The sequence below is a fragment of the Methylophilus sp. UBA6697 genome (genome assembly GCF_002454655.1).
GTDB lineage: Bacteria > Pseudomonadota > Gammaproteobacteria > Burkholderiales > Methylophilaceae > Methylophilus.
Map to the genome: position 1 here is coordinate 1 of NZ_DKJH01000005.1, position 21,088 is coordinate 21,088.

The window sequence follows — 21,088 nt, forward strand, 5'->3', positions numbered from 1 at the left end:
ATCATATGCGATGAGAAGAATTATTGTTTTAATTATGAGATAAATGTTTTATTACGAATTTTAACTTATTTGTGATGGTTTTAATCAGCGTCCCTGCTGAAAATTAACACTTTTGATTTTTTTCGCCAGCCATATAGCGTTTTTACCAGGCTGAAATGATGCTGCGTTAAAATTTGCTGTGCCTGTTGTTCATAGGCTATATCAGCCTCGTGTTTGCTAATCGTGATCATATAGTAGTCATACTTTTCAATTTCTTGATCAGAGACCAGTTGCGGGAATAAGCTGTAACCCAGCAACCTGTTAAGGTAAGGTTGCTTTGCATAAAACCTGGCATTTTCCGTATCGTAGAACACCGGTTTATGCTGTGTATTAACGCTTTGAATGTAATTGACTGCCTGCCTATCGAGGTCGATTGCATTACGATCGTACAGTGAATATATGAGCAAGCAGGCCAGCAGCCAAGCGAGCACCATGCTTACCCATTTTGGCCAGCGGTTTTGTAATTCAGTGATGGCAAAAGCAGCGAGGGTTAGGACAATAATGCCGGAGGCGATGACATAGCGGCTGGAGAGTACAAACACATTGAGAATGATCACCAGGCTGACCGTGAAGCTGATCAATAATGTTGCAACCACCAGGTGCCTGGTGTGTTCTGACAGTTTGAACCACCAGGTAGGTTTAGGCCAAAGGACAAGAAGCAATGCCGGTAAACCAGCTACTTTCAAGGTTTTAAAGGATGCGATAAGAATCAGGCTGGCCCACAAACTGAACACACTATAATCATCGAGGTCGTCGCCTAGTACCTGTTTGCCGATAATGTCTGCTTTCTGATTAATGAAAGAAATACGCTCACTGAATAAATTGGCCAGTTGCGTAATAATTTCTTGCAGACGCCCAAGTTGCTGTATATGTAAGACACCCGCAAGAATAGCAATGCCAAGAATGGTTGCCGTTATTAAAGCGATGGTGTTAGCTTGTAACCATAGTTTGACACGTTGAGGCCAGGCAATGGCCTGATGCAGTAGCAAGAACAGGGGTAAAGCCAGCAAGTAGGCGGAGGCTTCTATCCGGAATAAAACTGCGATAGCCATTGTGCATTGGAACATCAAGATGTCATGCCAGCGTCGGTGCTTGAGTGTGCGCAGCCAATATACCAATCCCCAGGTATAAGCCGCCCAAAAACCTTCATCTCTGAGTAGCATGCCTAATACATCGCCGATGATGTATTGCGTTGAGAACAGTAACAAAAGTCCCCAATGCAAGGTGCGCATTTTTGCCCCTGCTTCTAGCAACAGGCGTTGAAAGCCTGCCACAAACAGCACAAAACATGCGATGTTCAAACCAATGGCGGCAGCGTGGATATCGATACCGCTCAGTGTGTGTATCAGCGCCAGCAGGCCTGGATAAAAAATCCAGGTAAACAGGCTAAAGGCTTGTTGAAATTCACCAGCGGCGATGAGTCTGGCTTGCTCAAAGTAAAGTAGCGAGTCATTGTTCACCCAGCCGTGCTGGTTATACATGATCTTGCAGGCAATGAGGAATGCAGCCAGCAGATAAAAGCCTAGCCACTGCCTGGGCGTGATTTTTCCTAAAGAAAGCCTGAGGTTCACTTTATCATCTCCAAATATGTGCGCGTCAGCTTGGCTTGGATGGTATCAGGTTGGATCTGCCGCAGGCAGTTGAGATGCCCCAGCGGGCACACGCGTTCAAAACATGGACTGCATGACAGCCCTAAATATTCCACCACCGCTTGCGGATGCATGGGCGGGGTGTGTTTGGGGTCAGACGAGCCATAAATGGCGATCAGCTTTTTATCCAGCGCTGCTGCGACATGCATAAGGCCTGAGTCGTTGCTGATCATGGTATGGCACAGTGACATTAAATCAATGGCTTCACCAAGTTTGGTGCTGCCAGCCAGATCCACGCAGCGTTGTTGGGTGAGTTGCTGGATGTTGGCTGTGACCGGTTTATCTTTTTCTGAGCCAAACAGCCATACTTGCCAGCCTTGGTTCAGGGCATGGTTTGCCACTTCTGCGTAATACTCTGCGGGCCAACGTTTTGCCTCGCCATACTCTGCCCCCGGGCATAGCCCGAGCACAGGTTTGTCAGTGTTCCCAATATTGAATGTTTTTAATAATGTGCTGGCATGTGCCGGGTCAGACCGTAATGCTGGTTGCGGTAATTGTGCGGGCAGGGCGACATTTTTTGGCAAGCTAAGTGCGACAAAGCGCTCCACGGTTTTTTTAAGCACTGTTTTATCCAGCGGACGCATATCATTCACCAGGCCATAGCGCATTTCGCCTTTAAAGCCTGTGCGAACCGGAATCTTGGCTGCCCAGGGCAGAATTGCTGATTTAAGACTATTGGTGAGCAAAATCGCTTGCGTAAACCCTTGTCCTGCCAATGAACGGCCGAATTGAAAGCGTTCGCGCAACGCCAGGTCGCCATGTTTAAACGGTAGGGCAATGGCTTGTGACACTTCTGGCATTCTGTCCAGCAATGGCATGGTCCAAGCTGGTGCTGCGACGGTGATCTGGCAATCAGGCTGCTCGATTTTGAGCTGTTTGAACAGGCTTTGCGCCAACACCATGTCGCCCACCCATGACGGGCCCATCACCAGTATCTTGTTCATGCGTGCAGTTTTTTAATCAGGTTGGTGGTGCTGCGGCCTTCTACCAGATCGATTAGGGCAATTTCGCCTCCCCACGACAGCACTTCTTTGCCGCCTACCACTTGCTCAGCAGTATAGTCACTACCTTTGGCAATCACGGCTGGTTGGATGGCATTGATCAGCGCGAGCGGGGTATCTTCGTCAAACAGGATGACAGCATCAATAGACTCTAGCGCTGCCAGGACACGGGCACGATCCTGTTCGTTAACCACTGGCCGCGTCGGGCCCTTTAACGCAGAGACTGAGCGATCGGTATTCAAGCCCAGGATCAGTTTGTCTCCGCGTTTTTTGGCGCCTTCAAGGTAGGTGACATGCCCGGCGTGCAATAAGTCAAAGCAGCCGTTGGTAAAGACGATTTTTTGTCCTTGTTGTTTCCATGCTGCGACTTTTTGCAGCAGGCCTGGCAATTCGCATACTTTATGTGCTTGTTCGCTGCCTTGTGCGGTGGCAATGGCGTCTACCAGGTCAGCCTTGGTAATCGGCACCGTGCCTACTTTGCCGACGACGACACCGGCAGCAATATTGGCGAGTGACAAACTATCCAGCGCACTCAAGCCATGCATAAGCCCGGCTGCCAGTGTGGCAATGACGGTATCGCCAGCGCCAGATACATCAAATACTTGTTTGGCCGTGGCGCTTAAATGATCGGTACGGTCAGCAATCAGGGTAATGCCTTCTTCACCACGTGTGACGGCCAGGAAATCCAGCGCCAAACGGGACTTGAGTGCAGTGGCCTTCTCTATGAGTGCTGCGTCATGGACTTGCGTATCGCAGGCCTCAGCCGTTTCTTTTTTGTTGGGCGTGAGCGCCGTTGCACCACGATATTTGTCATAGTTGCGCCCTTTAGGGTCCACCAAGACCGGGATGTTATGTTGGCGGCAATGTTGAATCACATGCTGGCATAGTGGTTCGGTCAGCAAGCCCTTGGCGTAGTCTGACAAAATCACCAGCGCCGGTTGTTGCGCCAGGGCTGCGTTAATGGTTTCGGTCGCGGTTTGTGCTTCTGCCGCTGAGAGTTCAGTGGTGATTTCCTGATCCAGACGCATCATTTGCTGATGCCCGCCCAGAATACGTGTTTTGGCAATAGTGGGGCGCGTGGCTGTGTTGATCATGGCCGACGTATCTATGCCACAGCCTTGCATGGCTGCCAGTAACAGCTGGCCTTCATTATCGGCTCCCACCAGGCCTACCATGCGGGTGTTGATACCCAACAGCGCCAGGTTGGCTGCGACATTGGCTGCACCACCTGCGCGTTGTTGCTCTGATTTGATCAGCACCACCGGCACCGGTGCTTCAGGTGAAATGCGGTTGACCTCACCCATCAGGTAACGGTCCAGCATCACATCGCCAATGACCAGCGCATGCTGTTTTTGTTCGCCAAAATGGGCAACCAGCGTTGCCGTGTTGTTATTCAATACCGTTGCAGTCATCAGGATTCCAGAATTTCACACAGGCAGTGACCAATGAAAATATGCGCTTCCTGAATGCGGGCGGTGACGCTGGAGGGGACGACGATATTGTGTGTACACAGCACATTCAATTTGCCGCCGCTACCGCCAGTCAGGCCTATGGTTGTTGCGCCAATGTCATTAGCAGCTTCAATCGCACGCACCACATTGGCACTGTTACCACTGGTGGTCAAGCCAATGAGGATATCTTCGGGGCGACATAAAGCTTCGACCTGGCGCGCAAAAATGTAGTCATAACCATAATCATTGCCAACGGAGGTGAGAATAGAAGTATCCGTCGTCAGCGCGATAGAAGGCAGGCCTTTGCGCTCTTTTTTAAAGCGGCCAACGATCTCGGCTGCAATATGCTGGCTATCTGCCGCGCTGCCGCCGTTACCGCACAGCAACACCTTGCCGCCACGCTGAATACAGTCGCGCAGCAAATTGCCAACATCGCTAATCAGCGGGAATAGCGGTTCCAATGCCTGAAACATCGCTACATGTGCCGCGTGCTCACCTTTAAGATATTCAATATGATTCATATCGCTCACAATTTCTGAAGGAGGTTATGCGTAAGGGTCATCCTGCCGCAAATAGTTCTGCACGTAGTCCTTCACGCCTTCTTCCAGTGTGGTAAATGGCTTTTTATAACCCGCATCGCGCAGCTTTTTCATCTCGGCCTGCGTAAAGTACTGATATTTGCCCTGAAGATCTTGCGGCATATCAATATAAGTAATATTGGGTTCGCGATCCATGCTGGTCATCACATTGGTCGCCAGGTCTTTAAAGCTGCGTGCTTGCCCAGTGCCGATATTGTAAATCGCATTCGCCGCTGGTTTGTTTTTCAACGCAGCCTCAAGGAAAAATCCCATCACATCTGCGACGTCTTTCACATAGACAAAGTCACGCAGTTGCATGCCGTCTTCCACGTCCGCCTTGGTACCTTTAAACAAACGCATGGTGCCGGTTTCTTTAAACTGGTTAAAGGTGTGGTAAGCCACGCTGGCCATGCGTTCTTTATGGTATTCGTTCGGTCCATAGACATTGAAAAACTTGAATCCTGCCCATGCGGGAGGTGTGATCTGTTTTTGCGCGACTTGCTGCAACACCCACTGGTCAAAAAAGTGTTTCGAATAGCCATAGCCATTCAAGGGGCGCAGGTTTTCAATGCTGGCATCATCGTAGCCTTGCTCACCGCCGCCATAGGTCGCGGCAGAGCTGGCGTAAAAGAAGGGGACTTCATATTCCGCACACCAAGACCACAAGTCCTGCGAATAATGCATATTATCCGCCACCAGCTTGTTAAAGTCGCGCTCGGTGGTCGCGCTGATGGCACCCATATGAATCACGGCTGTGATGTCGTCGTTATCTTCCAGAAAGTCGAACAACTGGTCCTTGTCCAGGTATTCGGCATAGTGCCTGTGCACCAGGTTTTGCCACTGGTTTTCATGTGTGATGCGGTCAACAATTACCAGGTCTTGCCGACCCAGTTTGTTGTTCAAATGCCAGGCCATGATAGAGCCAATCATGCCTGCACCACCGGTGATAATGATCATAGGGGAACGATAAAAACGTTAAAACGCGATTATAACGCGTAATCGGCGAGGGCTGGCATAGGAATCAGTAGGCGTTGAATGTATAAATACTTTCATGGATGTCGATCAATAGTGGTCACCATTAGCTGATGCTGGAAACTTTTACGCGGGCAATGACACTGTATAAACCCGGGTCAATTCAGCCTTAATTACCTTGCCCCCAAGGGCTATAGACATGTTCCTATCATAAGCTTACAATCGTTGGGCAATTCTTATTATTAATATAATTTATGGGGAGGGTGTTATGAAGTTCTTGAAACAACGCAGTATCGCTCTATCAATCTTTGTTGCTTTATTTTCAACCAATACGCTTGCTGATACATTAGATTTCACAACGTTAGCACACGGCGCTCAAGGCTCCACTGTTCTGGTATTCCCGCAGGCTACCATCACATCTTTCGGGTCAGATATTTACGTTGGTGCGTCAGGCATAGACAGCGAAATCTGCGCTCTGACGGCAGGTTTTAACTGCCAGGCAGACTTGCAAGTTGACTTTACAGCAGCAGTGAATAATCTCTCGTTTGTGCTTGCCGGTTACGATAGTGGTGACCATCTCGATATTAACATTTTCAGTGGCACCTCTTTACTCGGCACTATTGCACGTGAGTCAAACGGTTTGGTTGATTTAAGCGCCTATTCAAACATCACAAAACTGTATTTTGATGACTCCTCGACAGGCGCTGGCTTCAGCTACGATAAGTTCCAGTTTACTGTTGCAAATGTGCCTGAGCCAGAAACCTATGGCATGCTGTTAGCCGGACTGGGATTGTTAGGCTTTGTCACTCGCCGCAAACAAGCCTGATCATTAAACTATCTGTCGGTAGTAAAAAAAGCGTAATTTAATTACGCTTTTTTTATGTCTGCTGTATGTCCGAGAGCTATTTTTCAGCACCCATCGCCAAAGCACGTTGCTTACTTGCTTGCGCCTCAGCTTCTGCTTGCACCTGATTGAAGTCATCACTCACCCAACCCTGCAAATGCTCCAGTGCAATATCGCGCATGGCTTCAATCCACACAGGTTCATTATTCAGTGCCGGAATATAGTGGTACTCGCCACCGCCCACAGACTGGAATAAATGTTTGCCTTCCATGGCAATTTCTTCCAGGGTTTCCAGGCAGTCACTGCTAAACCCGGGGCAGACGACGTCTATGCGTTTGAGTTGCTGTTTGCCCAAGGTGTCCAGTGTGTTGGCGAGGTAGGGTTGCAGCCATTCCTGGCGGCCGAAGCGGGATTGGAAGCCGACTTCATATTGCGCTTTGCTTAAGCCTAAAGCCTCTGCCAGTAAGCGAGCGGTTTTATGGCATTCGCAGTGGTAGGGGTCGCCTTTAAGCAGGTGAAATTTAGGCACGCCGTGAAAGCTCATGACCAGTTTTTCGGGTTTGCCGTGTTGTTTCCAGTAGGTTTGGATATGGCTGGCCAGGGCTTGAATGTAGCGCGGGTGGTCGTGGTAGTGTTTGATGGTGCGGATGGCGGGCACGTTGCGCATTTTAAGTAGCACGCGCCACACCGCATCCAGCGCGGCCGCCGTGCTGCTGGCGGCGTATTGCGGGTAGAGCGGGAACACGAGGATGCGGTCGCAACCTTGTGCTTTGAGTGACTCAAGCGCGCTTTGCATGCTGGGATTGCCGTAGGTCATGCCTAATTCGACGGCAAATGGCGAGTTGATTTTTTGTGACAGGTACCCTTGCAGCAGTTTTTTTTGTTGCACGGCATAGACCATTAATGGTGAACCGTCTTTGCGCCAGATGCTGGCGTATTTTTCGGCAGATTTTTTGGGCCTGACGATTAAAATAATACCGTGTAGGATGCACCACCAGATCAGGCGCGGGATTTCGACCACGCGTCTGTCCATCAGGAACTGTTGCAGGTAGGGACGTAATGCCTTGGCGGTTGGCGCTTCTGGTGTGCCGAGGTTGGCTAACAAGATCCCCACTTTTGGTTGGCTGCCGTGGGTGTAGGCAGGCTCTGGCTGGTAATAGGTCATAAAGGCATTTTAAGCGAATAAAAGCCTATATGACGCTTGCCAGTGAAAAAAGTGCGGCAACCGCTAATACTCTGTCAGCGGTTGCTTGGGGCGCAGGGTGAGTTATTTTTTGTTGATCTGGTTACCGATCACGCCACCGATGGCGGCACCGCCAACCGTACCAATGGCGCTACCACCGGTTAATACAGCACCACCGACTGCACCAATCCCTGCGCCTAAGGCTGTACTTTTACCGCGCGTGCTCATGGAGCCACAGGCCGTAGTGCTCAGGCACAACGCTAACAGTACAGACCAGATAAGTGTTTTATGCAAAGATTTTTGATTTACGCTGTTCATTTTGATCTCTCCACAATAAGTAAATAGTGTGGTCAGTATATAAAAGTGGCCGTTTAGGTTGTAGCAGGTTAAAGCTGATAGTGATGTCAGAGTCTTCTGACAAATGTAAAGAAGCTGGCTACTGGTTCGATAATGCGTTCGATAGTAATTTGGCGGTCACATCAACAATCGGGATAATGCGCTCATAGGCCATGCGCGTCGGCCCAATCACGCCCAAGGTGCCCACAACTTGGCCATCTACTTCATACGGCGAGGTCACCAGACTGCATTCGTCCAGTGGTAAGTAGCCACTTTCACCACCAATAAAAATCTGCACGCCATCTGCGCGCTGGCTATGATCGAGCAATTGCATGAGTGCGGTGCGGCGCTCAAATATCTCAAATAGCTTGCGCAGGCTGCCGACGTTGGTGGATAACTCATCCACTTGCAGTAAATTGCGTTCCCCGGCAATGACCACGGTTTCTTGCTCTGAGGATTCAGGCTGGCTGGCGGCCTCGAGTGCGGCGGACATCAGGCGGTTAATATCCACCTGCATTTGCTGCAGTTCTTGTTTGAGCTTGGCTTGTACTTCTTCGAGCGAAAGCCCGCGGCAATAGCTGTTAAAGTAATTGCTGGCGGCGGTGAGCTCGCTGGCACTAAAGGCTTTGTCGGTGAGCAAAATACGGTTTTGTACCTGGCCATCTTCAGTCACCAGAATCACCAGGATTTTCTTATCGTTTAAGTGCAGAAATTCCAGGTGCTTCAACACGTTACGTGTGCGTTTCGGGATCATCACCAAGCCGGCAAACTGGGTCAGTTGCGACAGCATATCGGCGGCACTGTTGATCAGCGCTTGCTGGTTAGGCGAGGATAAGCCGCTTTTCAGTTGCGTCATGGCGCGCTGGTCCAGTGGTTGCACCGTCATCAGCGAATCGACAAACAGGCGGTAGCCTTTTTTAGTGGGCACCCTGCCAGCCGAAGTATGCGGACTGGTAATAAAGCCTAATTGTTCGAGGTCACTCATCACGTTGCGGATGGTCGCCGGACTGACGTCGAGGCCTGAATGTTGAAGCAGGGTACGGGAGCCGATAGGCTGCCCCTCACTGATGTAATGTTCCACCAGCGTTTTTAGCAAAATTTGCGCGCGTTTATCCACTTTTAACCACCTTGTTGCTGTGTTTCAAATTTTGCACCATTTACGCTCAGGATAACAGCCCCTTGCGCTTTTCAGTTGTGGGCTTCTATGCTTTAATGCGGCCATGCAATCTACATTCCGTTCCGTTGCCATTGTTGGAAAATACATGGATGCCATCGCCTTGCAGCACATGCAAAGTGATTTGACCCGTTTGGCGCATCACTTGCTGTCTCAGGGCTTGCATGTTTGTATTGAAGAGCGCACGGCACAATTTGTGGATGATGAAGGTTTTGAACTGGCTAGCCTGGATGATATAGGCAGCAAGGCTGACCTGGTGGTTGTGATGGGCGGCGATGGCACCATGCTGAGTGTGGGCCGTGCCTTGCGCGATACTGGTGTGCCACTCATCGGTATTAATCGTGGCCGCCTCGGTTTTTTGACCGACTTGCAAACCGATCACATGCTGGTCGAAATTGATAAAATCCTGCAAGGAGAGTGTCAGCTGGAGTCTCGCATGTTGCTGCAATCAGTGGTGACACGTGCCGGGCAGGCCATAGAACACACCGTTGCTTTGAATGATGTGGTGATTAAAAGCGCTTTCCGTCTGATTGAGCTGGAAGTACATGTGGATGGACAATTTGTCTCGCGTCAGCGGTCTGATGGCCTGATTCTCACCACCCCAACGGGCACCACGGCATATGGTTTGTCTGCGGGTGGCCCGATTATGCATCCGGATCTGGAAGCGATTTCGATTGTGCCTATCAGCCCGCATACGCTTAGTTACCGGCCAATTACAGTGCCAGCGTATAGCGTGATTGAGGTCATTGTAGTGAATGCCGCCGATGCCCAAATCAGTTACGATGGGCAGGGACAATATCCGCTGATGGTGGGAGATCATGTGCGCATTGAACGTGCGCCACAAGAAATTCAACTGGTACATCCCAAAGATTATTGTTATTTTGATATGTTGCGTAACAAATTAAACTGGGGCTAATCAGGCCCGTACAAAAAGCCCATGCTACAAGCCCTTTCTATCCGAGATTTTGTGATTGTTGATACGCTGGAACTAGAGTTCTCAGCGGGATATACCGCGCTCACCGGCGAGACCGGGGCAGGGAAATCAATTCTGATTGATGCTTTGTCTTTGAGCTTGGGCGCACGTAATGAAGGCGATGTGACGCGCAAAGGCTGCGAAAAGGCCGAAATTTCCACCACCTTCGATATCCGCAATAATCTGCCAGCGCGCGAGTGGCTGCAAGCGCAAGAAATCGATGTCGACGATGAGCTGATTTTACGCCGTGTCATTTATGCCGATGGCCGTAGCCGTGCGTTTATCAATGGTGCGTCGGCCACCGTTGGCCAATTGCGTGACATTGGCGAAACCCTGATTGATATCTATAGCCAGAATGCGCACCACTCCTTACTGAAAGTCGCTACCCAGCGCGAGATTCTGGATGCTTATGCGCAAGCCGCGCCATTAGCCAAGCAAGTTGGCACACTGTATAAAGAGTGGTCGCAGCTGCATCAGCAACAATTGGCGTATGAAAAAAATGCCGGCCAGTTTGCCGATGAACTGGCTGTGTTGCGCGATAGCACGCGTGAACTCAAACAGTTGGGGTTTGCCATTGAAGAATGGGCAACGTTGCAGCAAGAGCATGCCCGGCTGAGCAATGGTGCCAGCCTGCTCAGTGGCATGGAAGCCAGTTTGCAGATGATGAGCGAAGGCGATGAAGTGAATGCGCTGGATTTACTGTCGCAAGCGCAAGCCAGACTGGCGGAGCTGCAGGCGATTGATATCGGTTTGCAGCCTATGCTAGAAACGCTCGATTCTGCCGTGGTGCAGTTGGAAGAAGCCAGCCGTGCCTTGAATCGTTACTTGCAGAAAAGTGAACTGGATCCGGCGCGCCTGGCCGAAGTGGAGTCGCGCATACAGGCGATTCATGGTGCTGCGCGTAAATTCCGCGTTAAACCAGATGAGTTGCCAGATTTATTGGCCGCGCAACTGGGCCGCATGGCTGAGCTGGAAAGCTTTGCGGATGATGGTGCCTTGGCAAAGCAGGTGCAAGCCGCCTGGCAAAGCTATCAAACGCAGGCTGCGCAGCTGTCATCTATCAGGCAGCAAGCGGCGAACAAGCTGGCAAAAACCATTAGCGAACAAATGCAGGCCTTATCATTAAAAGGTGGCCAGTTTGCTGTTGCTTTAACCCCAGGAGAACCTGCGGCACATGGTCTGGAGCAGGTTGAATTTCTGGTCGCCGGTCATGCCGGGGTGGAGCCGCGTCCACTCAATAAGGTCGCTTCCGGTGGTGAGTTGTCGCGTATCAGCCTGGCCTTGCAGGTGACCACGGCCTCATTGGGCACTGTGCCATGCATGATTTTTGATGAGGTCGATGTCGGTATCGGCGGCGGCGTGGCTGAGGTGGTTGGCAAGCTGCTGAGTCAGTTGGGTCAGCACAGGCAGGTACTGGTGATTACCCATTTGGCGCAAGTGGCTGCGCAGGCGCAACAGCATTGGCAAGTCAGCAAGTCAGAGCAGCAGGGCACGACCTTGAGCAGGATTCGCACGCTGGATGCACATGAGCGTGTAGAAGAGGTTGCCCGCATGCTGGGCGGCTTGCAGATCACCGAAACCACGCGCGATCATGCGCGGGAAATGTTACAGGCTAATCTGGCCTGATCGCTTCAATGCATGGTCGCACATGGTGTGTGGCTATAGCGCTTGCAGATGTATTTGCAAGTCGCCGGTTTATTTCTCCTGATGTTTATTTTCCCTCTCCTATGGCTTGGCGTTGATTGCTGTCTGGAATCGTGCTTTAATCTCTTCACCTATTGTTAAATTATATTAATTATTGTTTTCAATACCGTCACTGCGATTCGCTGCTTTGTTCACATTAAATGCTGAGGAGATTCATATGTATAGATGGGTAGGATTAGTAGCTTGGGCCTGGGTGATTGTTATTGGTGGGTTGATGATTACACCGGGCGGGGTGCACTGCATCGTCTGTGGTGACAAGGGCAATCTGTTCATGGGCGTGATTTCGATTGTGCTTGGGGCAGTCGCCATAGTCACCAATAAAGTGTTCGCCAGATAAATAGCGATTGTTAACAGCGCGGCCTGACATGTCAGGTCGTTTTTTTTTGATCTATTGCGCTTCTTGGTGTTGTTTCAGCACCTGCCATTGCGCCAGTTTTTCCTCAAACCGTAATCTCGCATTGGCAGGGCTGGTTGAGGGCAGCAGTACAGTATTGATTGCGCGTGCAAGACGAATGTGTTTTTTGAACAATTGTGCAGCAGCTTGGCCATTACAGGCAATCAGCGCGATGTGTGGACAGGTCTTTAATAGTCCGTTGATGTCGTTGGCAATAATGCTGTGCCCCTGAATGTTACTGTCCAGGCTGCCTGTGCGTTGTGCTGCATGGCAAACGTCCCAAATCGCTAGTCCATGATCTTGTGCAGATTGGCAGCGCATGTGGTAAGGCGCATCTGCCGGGATATCGAATAGTCGTTCCAATATGCGCCAGAAAGCATTTTGCGGATGTGCGTAATATTGTTGCTGTTTGAGTGACGCGATGCCAGGCAGGGTGCCCAGAATCAGAATACGCGCATCGGGGCTAGCGACAGGCGCAAATCCGGTAGCGTAATGTGCTGGTGTAGGGGTGAGTTCAGGCAAGCAGAGGTGCGATGGGCCAATGCTCGCCGAAGAGCATCAACCCATGATAGTGGTGATTATTCAGTGCAAGGTTGTTTTTTGCACAGGCCATAAATGGTCAGTGAGTGGTCTTGCATGCTGAAGCCATACTGTTCTGCTGCTGCTTTTTGTCTTTTTTCGATTTCTTCGTCGTAAAACTCTTCAACGCGGCCACATTTCACGCAAACAATATGGTCGTGATGGCTGCCTTCATTCATTTCAAACACGGCTTTGCCACTTTCAAAGTGGTGGCGTACCAGCAGCCCCGCTTGCTCAAACTGGGTCAAAACGCGGTAAACCGTTGCCAGACCCACGTCTTCACCATTGGTAATCATGATTTTGTAAATGTCCTCGGCAGACAGGTGGCGCTGCTCGCTATTTTCAAACAGCTCCAGAATTTTCAGACGCGGTAGCGTCGCTTTGAGGCCTGCATTTTTAAGTTCTTTGGGATCATGCATAGGTTTTGTCCATTGGTGTTGTCTGTCGTTAAGTTTTGTCACGCCTTAAGTCGCCTGCCATACTTGATTGGCGAAACTACGTGGTATATTAATGATTATTCTCAATAATACCGATTATAAAGTGAATCCAATGCGTAATTCTATCTTATTTGTGTTGGCTGTCGCATCTCTGGAGAGTGGGTGCGGTGCCAAACTTCCTTCAGTCAAGCCATTCAAGATGGAAGTGCAGCAAGGTAATGTTGTCACTTCCAAAATGCTATTGCAACTGCGTCCAGGCATGACACGTTCGCAAGTGCGCTACATTATGGGGACTCCGCTGATTGTAGATAGTTTCCGTGATAACCGCTGGGATTATTTTTATGAGCTGCGTAAACAGGGCGCCGTCGTTGAGAAACGCAGAGTGATTCTCGACTTTGACAAGGATAGCCTGGTTTCTGTGCGTGGTGACGTGATTCCGTCGGCAGAGAATCCTGATATTAAAACTATTGCAGAAGCACCACAGAAAAAAGTCGAGGCTGAAAAAGAGCAGGCCTGGACGGATAAGCTGAAATTCTGGAAAGCAGAAGAGGTCGCTGCTGATAAAACCACAGAAGCTGCGGCCGCTACCGCTACCGCTACCGCTGCAGTTGCTGCGACAGAGGCTAAGGCCAACAAAGCGCAAGCTGACACGGCAAGTAGCAAAGTAGTTGCTGCGGAAGAGGAAGTCGTTCCCTACATTCCTGAAGGTGAATATGCGGCAGCCAATCAGGTGACTGAGGCCAAGGCGCATCCTGTTAATGAAAAAGAAATGGCTGCGCAGATTGCAGATACTGTAGAGCCGCCGCCAGTGTTTAAGCAAGAAGCAGTGACTGCAGAGCCTGAGGCTGTCTTGCCACCAGCAGTCAAAGCCGCGCCAGCAGCCAGCAGGAGTATTACTGCGCCTGTGGTGGCTGCGGCGACCGTTGCTGCCGCGGCTGTGAAGCCTGCGGAGACTAAAAAAGCTGCCGCAACGGCTGTCAAACCAGCGCAGCAGGCTGTACCAGCTGCCAAAACTGCTGCCGTGGCAGCCGTTGAAGATGATGAAGTGATTCCCTATATTCCTGAGGGTGAGTATGTGGCGCCAGTGGTGCCGACCGAGCAGGAAATGGTCAAAGGCAATATGGCTGAAGCCAATGCGCCCGCAACAGATGCTGAAGCGCATCAGGTGACCGAAAAAGGGGTTGCACCTAAAGCAGATCGTGCTGCCGAGGCGTCACCCACGTTTGTGGCGGAGCAGTTGCCAGAGCCTGAACCAGAGCCGGAATTGCCACCGCCGCCTGTGAGCAAGCCGATTGTAAAACCGGTCGCGCAAGCTGCGGCCACGGCGGCCACATTGGCTGCTGCGGAAGAGAAGCCGGCGCAGGCTAAGTCTGCCGCCGCTAAAGTGGTTGAACCAGCGCCAGTAGCAACGCAAGAGGCGCCAGCTGGGGATGCTGATATTAATCAGGCCGTGGCTGCTTGGGCGCAAGCCTGGCGGACCAAGGATGTTAAAAACTATCTGGCGGCCTATGCGCCTGATTTCGTCCCGGAAGGTTTGCCATCCAAAAAAGCCTGGGAAGCACAGCGCAAGCAGCGTTTGTCTGCGGCAGGTAACATTACACTGGTGCTGAATAATACGCAGGTGCAACGTGATGGTTCGACAGCCACCGTACAATTTGAGCAAAAATATGCTGCCAGAGCTTATAAGGATGAATTAAACAAAACGCTGGAGTTGCGCTATGCGCCTGCACAAAAGCGCTGGTTAATTACGCGTGAGCGCACAGAGGCTGCTGCCGGTGCTGTGATTGCGGCGACGGAGTCAGCAAAAACCAGTGCATCCGTTGCTACTGATGCGGGTGCCGTATCCAGTAGTGCGGCTACGGTTGAAACCAGTGTGGATGCTGCTATTCAATCGTGGGCGCAGGCCTGGCGTAGCAAGAATGCCAGCGCCTACTTTGCGGCTTATTCACCGGCTTTTGTGCCAGAGGGTTTGCCTAGCCGTGCTGCCTGGGAAGCGCAACGTAAAAAGCGCTTGTCGCCACAGCAAGGCAAAATCAGCCTGGAACTCGCAGATGTGAATGTGAGTCGTGATGGGGATACTGCTATTGCGACCTTCACGCAGAAATATGCTTCGAAGTCGTTTAGCGACGAGATGGTCAAGCGTCTGGAGTTGAAGCTGGATACCACTAACAACCGCTGGTTGATTGTGCGTGAAAGCGCTGCCAGCGGTGCAGATGTGCCTGCCGCCAAACAGCAGGTGACTGCGCCTGAAGGTAGTTCAGAGCACTTGGATGGCGTGCTGGAACAAATCGGGTTTTAATCCTAAATTATTAAAGAATGATTGAGCGAGTGATGTTGAACGTTGTGATTGCTGGTGTGTCCGGCCGTATGGGGCATGCCTTACTGGAAGGTGTTTTTTCGGATAGTGGTTTGCAGTTGCATGCTGCGTTGGATCGTGCCGAGAGCCCGATGATTGGGCGCGATGCCGGTGAACAATTTGGTAAGCAAACAGGCGTCAAAATCAGTGCTGATATCGCTGCTGCATTGCAGGGTGCGGATGTGTTGGTAGATTTCACGCGTCCGGAAGCCAGCATGCAGTATCTGCAAGCTTGCCAGCAGGCAAATGTGAAATTAGTCATTGGCACCACCGGCTTTAATGAAGCTGAAAAAGCCAGTATTGAGGCAGCTGCCAAAAACGTTGGCGTAGTGTTTGCGCCTAATATGAGTGTCGGTGTGACCTTGTTGATTAACCTGGTTGAGCAAGCGGCACGCGTGCTCAATGAAGGCTACGATATTGAAGTGGTGGAAATGCATCACCGCCACAAGGTGGATGCGCCTTCTGGTACTGCGCTGCGTCTGGGTGAAGCTGCAGCCAAAGGCATTGATAAAGCCTTAAAGGATTGCGCAGTATATGCACGTGAAGGCGTGACCGGTGAGCGCGAGGCAGGCACGATAGGCTTTGCGACCTTGCGCGGTGGCGATGTGGTCGGTGATCACACTGTGGTGTTGGCAGGCGTGGGTGAGCGTGTCGAGTTAACACACAAAGCATCTAGCCGTGCTACCTTTGCCCAGGGTGCATTACGTGCGGCCAAGTTTCTGGCCGATAAACCACAGGGTTTGTTTGATATGCGCGATGTGCTGGGGTTTGATAAAAGCTGATTTTTAGCAGGCAGCTAAGGCCTGCCTGGTTTGAGTCACCAAAGCAGTATTGCCTGCGAGTTGCCCTTGAGTGGGCAGTCGATTTGCGCTATAATGCTTTAATTCTGAACGGGAAGAGTCCAACAAGCTTTTCCCGTTTTGCACATCTATTCACCGCAGCTTGAACCCGGTTTCTGGCGATGCGATGAACCCTCTAAACGATGTGTTTCGTATCAAACTTAAGGAGCTAAAGGTGTCAAAAACAATTCCAGCGATTTTAGTCTTAGCAGATGGAACTGTTTTTAAGGGCATTAGCATTGGCGCTTCCGGTCATACGGTCGGTGAGGTGGTGTTTAACACTTCCATCACCGGTTATCAGGAAATTCTTACCGATCCTTCCTATACCGAACAAATTGTGACACTGACTTATCCGCACATTGGTAACTACGGTACCAATAGTGAAGATGTCGAGTCAGGCAAAGTCTATGCTGCGGGTCTGATTATTCGTGACTTGCCCTTATTGGAAAGCAATTTCCGCAGTGAACAAAATCTCTCTGATTATCTCAAGGCCAACAATGTGGTGGCACTTGCTGATATCGATACCCGCAAACTGACCCGTATTCTGCGTGAAAAAGGCGCTCAGGCTGGCTGTATTATGGCTGGTGAGTCTGTCGATGAAGCGCAGGCACTGGCCTTGGCGAATGGCTTCCCTGGCCTGGCTGGCATGGACCTGGCCAAAGTGGTGAGCTGTACCCAGCCTTACGAGTTTACTGAGGCCGAGTGGCAATTAGGCGCAGGCTTCAGCAAAAAGGCTGAGTCACAATTCCACGTGGTCGCGTTTGACTACGGTGTGAAACGCAACATTCTGCGCATGCTGGTCTCGCGTGGCTGTAAGGTCACGGTGTTGCCAGCACAGGCGACAGCAGAGCAAGCCTTGGCTTATCAGCCTGATGGTATTTTCCTGTCTAACGGCCCCGGCGACCCAGAGCCATGTGATTACGCGATTAGCGCGATTAAAACACTGGTTGATACTGGTATCCCAACGTTTGGTATTTGCCTGGGTCACCAGTTGCTGGCTTTGGCTAGCGGCGCTAAAACCCTGAAGATGAAATTTGGTCACCACGGCGCTAACCATCCAGTGCAGGATGTGGACAGCAAGCGTGTGTATATCACCAGCCAGAACCATGGTTTTGCCGCCGACCCTGCGACCTTGCCAGCCAATGTCAAAGTGACACATGTGTCTTTGTTTGATGGCAGTCTGCAAGGCATTGCGCGTACGGACAAACCAGCATTCAGCTTCCAGGGTCACCCTGAAGCCAGCCCGGGTCCGCAAGAAATGAGCGTGTTGTTTGACCGCTTTATCCAGTTAATGCAAGAAAGAAAGTCCATCTAATGGCAAAAAGAACTGACATTAAAAGTATTCTGATTATCGGTGCCGGTCCCATTGTCATTGGGCAGGCCTGTGAGTTCGACTATTCAGGTGCGCAAGCCTGTAAGGCTTTGCGTGAAGAAGGTTACCGCGTTATTTTGGTGAACTCTAACCCGGCGACCATCATGACCGACCCGGAAATGGCGGATGCGACCTACATCGAGCCAATTACCTGGCAGATGGTGGAAAAGATCATTGAAAAAGAACGTCCGGATGCATTGCTGCCTACCATGGGCGGCCAGACTGCGCTGAACTGTGCGCTGGATCTGGACAAGCATGGCGTATTGCAGAAATTCAATGTCGAGCTGATTGGCGCATCTAAAGAAGCGATTGATAAAGCCGAAGATCGCCAGAAATTTAAAGAAGCCATGACCAAAATCGGTCTGGGTTCTGCACGCTCTGCGATTGCGCATAGCCTGGAAGAGGCACTGCAAGTGCAGGCAACGATTGGTTATCCTGCGATTATCCGCCCTTCATTCACCATGGGTGGCAGCGGCGGCGGTATTGCTTATAACCGCGAAGAGTTTATCGCCATTTGCGAACGCGGCCTGGATGCGTCACCTACCAACGAATTGCTGATTGAAGAGTCACTGCTGGGTTGGAAAGAATACGAGATGGAAGTAGTGCGCGACAAAGCGGACAACTGCATCATCATCTGTTCGATTGAAAACCTGGACCCGATGGGTGTGCATACTGGCGACAGTATCACGGTGGCGCCAGCACAAACGCTGAGCGACAAAGAATACCAGATCATGCGTAACGCCTCATTGGCGGTGCTGCGTGAAATTGGCGTTGATACCGGCGGTTCTAACGTGCAGTTCGCTATCAACCCTGATGATGGCCGCATGATCGTGATTGAGATGAACCCGCGTGTGTCGCGTTCATCTGCGCTGGCATCTAAAGCCACTGGTTTCCCAATTGCCAAAGTGGCAGCCAAGCTGGCCGTAGGTTTTACCCTGGACGAATTGCGCAACGAAATTACGGGTGGTCAAACACCAGCTTCGTTTGAGCCGTCGATTGACTATGTGGTGACCAAAGTGCCACGTTTCGCGTTCGAGAAATTCCCGCAGGCCGATAGTCGCCTGACCACACAGATGAAGTCTGTAGGTGAAGTCATGGCCATGGGCCGTAGCTTCCAGGAATCTTTCCAGAAAGCCCTGCGTGGCCTGGAAGTGGGCGTCGACGGCCTGGATTCTGTCACCGATGACAAAGACCGTATCGTGAAGGAAATGGGTGAGCCTGGCCCTGAGCGTATCTGGTATGTGGCAGATGCTTTCCGCCTGGGCATGAGTGTTGCCGAGATTTTCGATATCACAAAAATCGACCGCTGGTTCCTGGTACAGATTGAAGAAATCATCAAGCTGGAACTGTCGCTGTCGGTGAAGTCATTGGCAGATTTGAACAAGGAAACGCTGTTTAGCCTGAAGCGTAAAGGCTTCTCTGACCGCCGCTTGGCTAAATTGCTGAACACGGATCAGCACGCGGTGCGTGCGTTCCGTCAGGCACTGAATGTGCGCCCAGTGTACAAACGCGTGGATACCTGTGCGGCAGAGTTTGCGACCAACACTGCGTATATGTATTCCACTTATGAAGAAGAGTGCGAATCACAGCCAACCAATAACAAAAAGATCATGGTATTGGGTGGTGGTCCTAACCGGATTGGCCAGGGTATTGAGTTTGATTATTGCTGCGTACATGCGGCCTTCGCCATGCGCGAAGATGGTTATGAAACCATTATGGTGAACTGTAACCCGGAGACAGTTTCTACTGATTACGATACGTCTGACCGCTTGTACTTCGAGCCAGTGACCCTGGAAGATGTACTCGAGATCGTCAATATTGAAAAACCGGTCGGTGTGATTGTGCAATACGGTGGCCAAACGCCATTGAAATTGGCACGTGACCTGGAAAAAGCCGGTGTGCCTATCATCGGTACCACGCCAGACGCGATTGACCGTGCGGAAGACCGTGAGCGTTTCCAGCAAATGTTGCATAAACTCAACCTGAAGCAGCCACCTAACCGTACTGCGCGTGCGCCAGAAGAGGCGATTCGCCTGGCGACGGAGATTGGTTACCCATTGGTGGTGCGTCCTTCTTACGTATTGGGCGGTCGCGCCATGGAAATCGTGCATGAGCAAAGCCAGCTCGAGCGCTATATGCGTGAGGCGGTAAAAGTCTCTAACGAATCTCCGGTCTTGCTGGATCGTTTCCTCAATGACGCGATTGAAGTCGACGTTGATGCGTTGAGCGACGGCGAAGACGTGTTGATCGGCGGTATCATGCAGCACGTGGAACAAGCCGGTGTGCACTCTGGTGACTCCGCCTGTTCATTGCCACCTTATAGCCTGAGCGACAGCCTGCAGGATGAGCTGCGCAAACAAACCGTACAAATGGCCAAAGCCTTGGGCGTTAAAGGCCTGATGAACGTGCAGTTTGCGGTGCAAAATACCGAACAAGGTGAAGTGGTCTACGTGCTGGAAGTCAACCCGCGTGCATCGCGCACAGTGCCGTTCGTATCCAAAGCCTGTGGCTTGCAACTGGCGAAGATTGCCGCGCGTTGCATGGCAGGTCAATCACTGAAATCACAAGGTGTCACCAAAGAAGTGGTGCCACCTTATTACTCAGTGAAAGAAGCCGTGTTCCCCTTCATCAAGTTCCCGGGTGTAGATACTATTCTGGGGCCGGAAATGAAGTCGACTGGCGAAGTCATGGGCGTAGGCACGACGTTTGCTGAAGCATTTGTGAAGTCGCAACTGGGTGCTTCTGTGAAAATGCCTACTGGCGGCAAGGCGTTCATCAGTGTGCGCAACGAAGACCACGCAAAAGTGATCGACATTGCCAAAGATCTGGTCAAACTTGGCTTTACGCTGGTGGCGACTAAAGGCACCGCACGTGCCTTGTCACAGCAAGGTCTGGACGTGTCTCCTGTGAACAAAGTGGCCGAAGGTCGCCCGCATATTGTCGACATGATCAAGAACGATGAGATCAGTTTGATTGTCAATGTGACTGAGGATAAGAAAGCCATTACGGATTCTTACGAGATTCGTCGCAGCGCGCTGCAAAACAAGGTCACGTATTACACGACCCTGGCTGGTGCACGTGCCGCTTGTATCGGCATGGCGCAAAGCAAGGACATGAATGTCTACTCAGTGCAGGACTTGCACAAACGCCTGGCTTAACTTACACTTAAGTTCAATTGCATAGACGTAATTGATATTTGAAATAAGC

The 21,088-nt window shown here is 51.0% G+C and carries 18 protein-coding genes; 8 read left to right on the plus strand and 10 right to left on the minus strand.

Annotation, left to right across the window (positions count from 1 at the left end):
• Positions 1 to 80 precede the first annotated feature (80 nt).
• Genes B3355_RS02915 through rfaD form a run of 5 tightly spaced genes read right to left on the minus strand, consistent with a single transcriptional unit; the run spans position 81 to position 5,675 of the window.
• Positions 81 to 1,610, minus strand: a complete 1,530-nt coding sequence (locus B3355_RS02915) for a hypothetical protein (protein ID WP_292780008.1) — start codon at positions 1,608 to 1,610, stop codon at positions 81 to 83.
• Entirely contained in the window at positions 1,607 to 2,632 is a 1,026-nt protein-coding gene (gene waaF / locus B3355_RS02920; protein WP_292780010.1) for a lipopolysaccharide heptosyltransferase II, read from the minus strand. The genes B3355_RS02915 and waaF overlap by 4 nt, the downstream gene beginning before the upstream one ends.
• A complete protein-coding gene (rfaE1, locus tag B3355_RS02925) occupies positions 2,629 to 4,101 on the minus strand; it encodes a D-glycero-beta-D-manno-heptose-7-phosphate kinase (protein WP_292780012.1) in 1,473 nt (490 codons plus the stop codon). The genes waaF and rfaE1 overlap by 4 nt, the downstream gene beginning before the upstream one ends.
• Positions 4,101 to 4,661, minus strand: a complete 561-nt coding sequence (locus tag B3355_RS02930; protein WP_019882790.1) for a D-sedoheptulose-7-phosphate isomerase — start codon at positions 4,659 to 4,661, stop codon at positions 4,101 to 4,103. The genes rfaE1 and B3355_RS02930 overlap by 1 nt, the downstream gene beginning before the upstream one ends.
• A gap of 24 nt (positions 4,662 to 4,685) precedes the next feature.
• Positions 4,686 to 5,675: an ADP-glyceromanno-heptose 6-epimerase gene (gene rfaD, locus B3355_RS02935; protein ID WP_024929149.1), complete on the minus strand. Its 990-nt coding sequence runs from the start codon at positions 5,673 to 5,675 to the stop codon at positions 4,686 to 4,688.
• A 283-nt stretch (positions 5,676 to 5,958) separates the two neighbouring features.
• On the opposite strand from rfaD, the gene B3355_RS02940 reads away from it, so the two are divergent.
• The gene (locus B3355_RS02940) at positions 5,959 to 6,516 is read left to right on the plus strand and encodes a PEP-CTERM sorting domain-containing protein (RefSeq protein WP_292780017.1); all 558 of its coding nucleotides are present in this window, start codon (positions 5,959 to 5,961) and stop codon (positions 6,514 to 6,516) included.
• Between the two features lie 76 nt (positions 6,517 to 6,592).
• Here the strand turns inward: B3355_RS02940 and hemH are convergent, their stop codons facing one another.
• The 3 genes from hemH to hrcA form a co-directional block, all read right to left on the minus strand.
• Positions 6,593 to 7,699, minus strand: coding sequence for a ferrochelatase (gene hemH / locus B3355_RS02945; RefSeq protein ID WP_292780019.1), 1,107 nt, complete (start codon positions 7,697 to 7,699; stop codon positions 6,593 to 6,595).
• 102 nt (positions 7,700 to 7,801) lie between these two features.
• Entirely contained in the window at positions 7,802 to 8,035 is a 234-nt protein-coding gene (locus B3355_RS02950) for a glycine zipper 2TM domain-containing protein (RefSeq protein WP_292780021.1), read from the minus strand.
• 118 nt (positions 8,036 to 8,153) lie between these two features.
• Complete coding sequence (gene hrcA / locus B3355_RS02955) at positions 8,154 to 9,170, minus strand: heat-inducible transcriptional repressor HrcA (RefSeq protein ID WP_019882784.1); 1,017 nt, start codon at positions 9,168 to 9,170, stop codon at positions 8,154 to 8,156.
• Positions 9,171 to 9,273: 103 nt separating this feature from the next.
• Between hrcA and B3355_RS02960 the strand changes: the two genes are divergently transcribed.
• The 3 genes from B3355_RS02960 to B3355_RS02970 all read left to right on the plus strand — a co-directional run bounded on the left by B3355_RS02960 (position 9,274) and on the right by B3355_RS02970 (position 12,241).
• Positions 9,274 to 10,143 (plus strand): NAD(+) kinase, encoded by an 870-nt coding sequence (locus B3355_RS02960; RefSeq protein ID WP_292780023.1) that lies wholly within the window; start codon positions 9,274 to 9,276, stop codon positions 10,141 to 10,143.
• Between the two features lie 21 nt (positions 10,144 to 10,164).
• Complete coding sequence (gene recN, locus B3355_RS02965; protein WP_292780025.1) at positions 10,165 to 11,826, plus strand: DNA repair protein RecN; 1,662 nt, start codon at positions 10,165 to 10,167, stop codon at positions 11,824 to 11,826.
• A gap of 235 nt (positions 11,827 to 12,061) precedes the next feature.
• A complete protein-coding gene (locus B3355_RS02970) occupies positions 12,062 to 12,241 on the plus strand; it encodes a hypothetical protein (RefSeq protein ID WP_019882781.1) in 180 nt (59 codons plus the stop codon).
• 51 nt (positions 12,242 to 12,292) lie between these two features.
• On the opposite strand, the gene B3355_RS02975 is transcribed toward B3355_RS02970, so the two are convergent.
• Positions 12,293 to 12,820, minus strand: coding sequence for a DNA-deoxyinosine glycosylase (locus B3355_RS02975; protein WP_292780027.1), 528 nt, complete (start codon positions 12,818 to 12,820; stop codon positions 12,293 to 12,295).
• A 56-nt stretch (positions 12,821 to 12,876) separates the two neighbouring features.
• Complete coding sequence (fur, locus tag B3355_RS02980; RefSeq protein WP_019882779.1) at positions 12,877 to 13,296, minus strand: ferric iron uptake transcriptional regulator; 420 nt, start codon at positions 13,294 to 13,296, stop codon at positions 12,877 to 12,879.
• A gap of 130 nt (positions 13,297 to 13,426) precedes the next feature.
• Here fur and B3355_RS02985 point away from each other — a divergent pair, with 130 nt between their 5' ends.
• From B3355_RS02985 to carB, 4 genes are all read left to right on the plus strand, one after another.
• Positions 13,427 to 15,613, plus strand: a complete 2,187-nt coding sequence (locus tag B3355_RS02985) for a L,D-transpeptidase Cds6 family protein (RefSeq protein ID WP_292780028.1) — start codon at positions 13,427 to 13,429, stop codon at positions 15,611 to 15,613.
• A 32-nt stretch (positions 15,614 to 15,645) separates the two neighbouring features.
• Positions 15,646 to 16,452, plus strand: coding sequence for a 4-hydroxy-tetrahydrodipicolinate reductase (gene dapB / locus B3355_RS02990; protein ID WP_292780030.1), 807 nt, complete (start codon positions 15,646 to 15,648; stop codon positions 16,450 to 16,452).
• Positions 16,453 to 16,684: 232 nt separating this feature from the next.
• Positions 16,685 to 17,824 carry a glutamine-hydrolyzing carbamoyl-phosphate synthase small subunit gene (carA, locus tag B3355_RS02995; RefSeq protein ID WP_024929139.1) on the plus strand — a complete coding sequence of 380 codons (1,140 nt, stop codon included), beginning with the start codon at positions 16,685 to 16,687 and terminating at the stop codon, positions 17,822 to 17,824.
• A complete protein-coding gene (carB, locus tag B3355_RS03000; RefSeq protein ID WP_047517332.1) occupies positions 17,824 to 21,039 on the plus strand; it encodes a carbamoyl-phosphate synthase large subunit in 3,216 nt (1,071 codons plus the stop codon). Before carA ends, carB begins: the two co-directional genes overlap by 1 nt.
• Positions 21,040 to 21,088 lie beyond the last annotated feature (49 nt).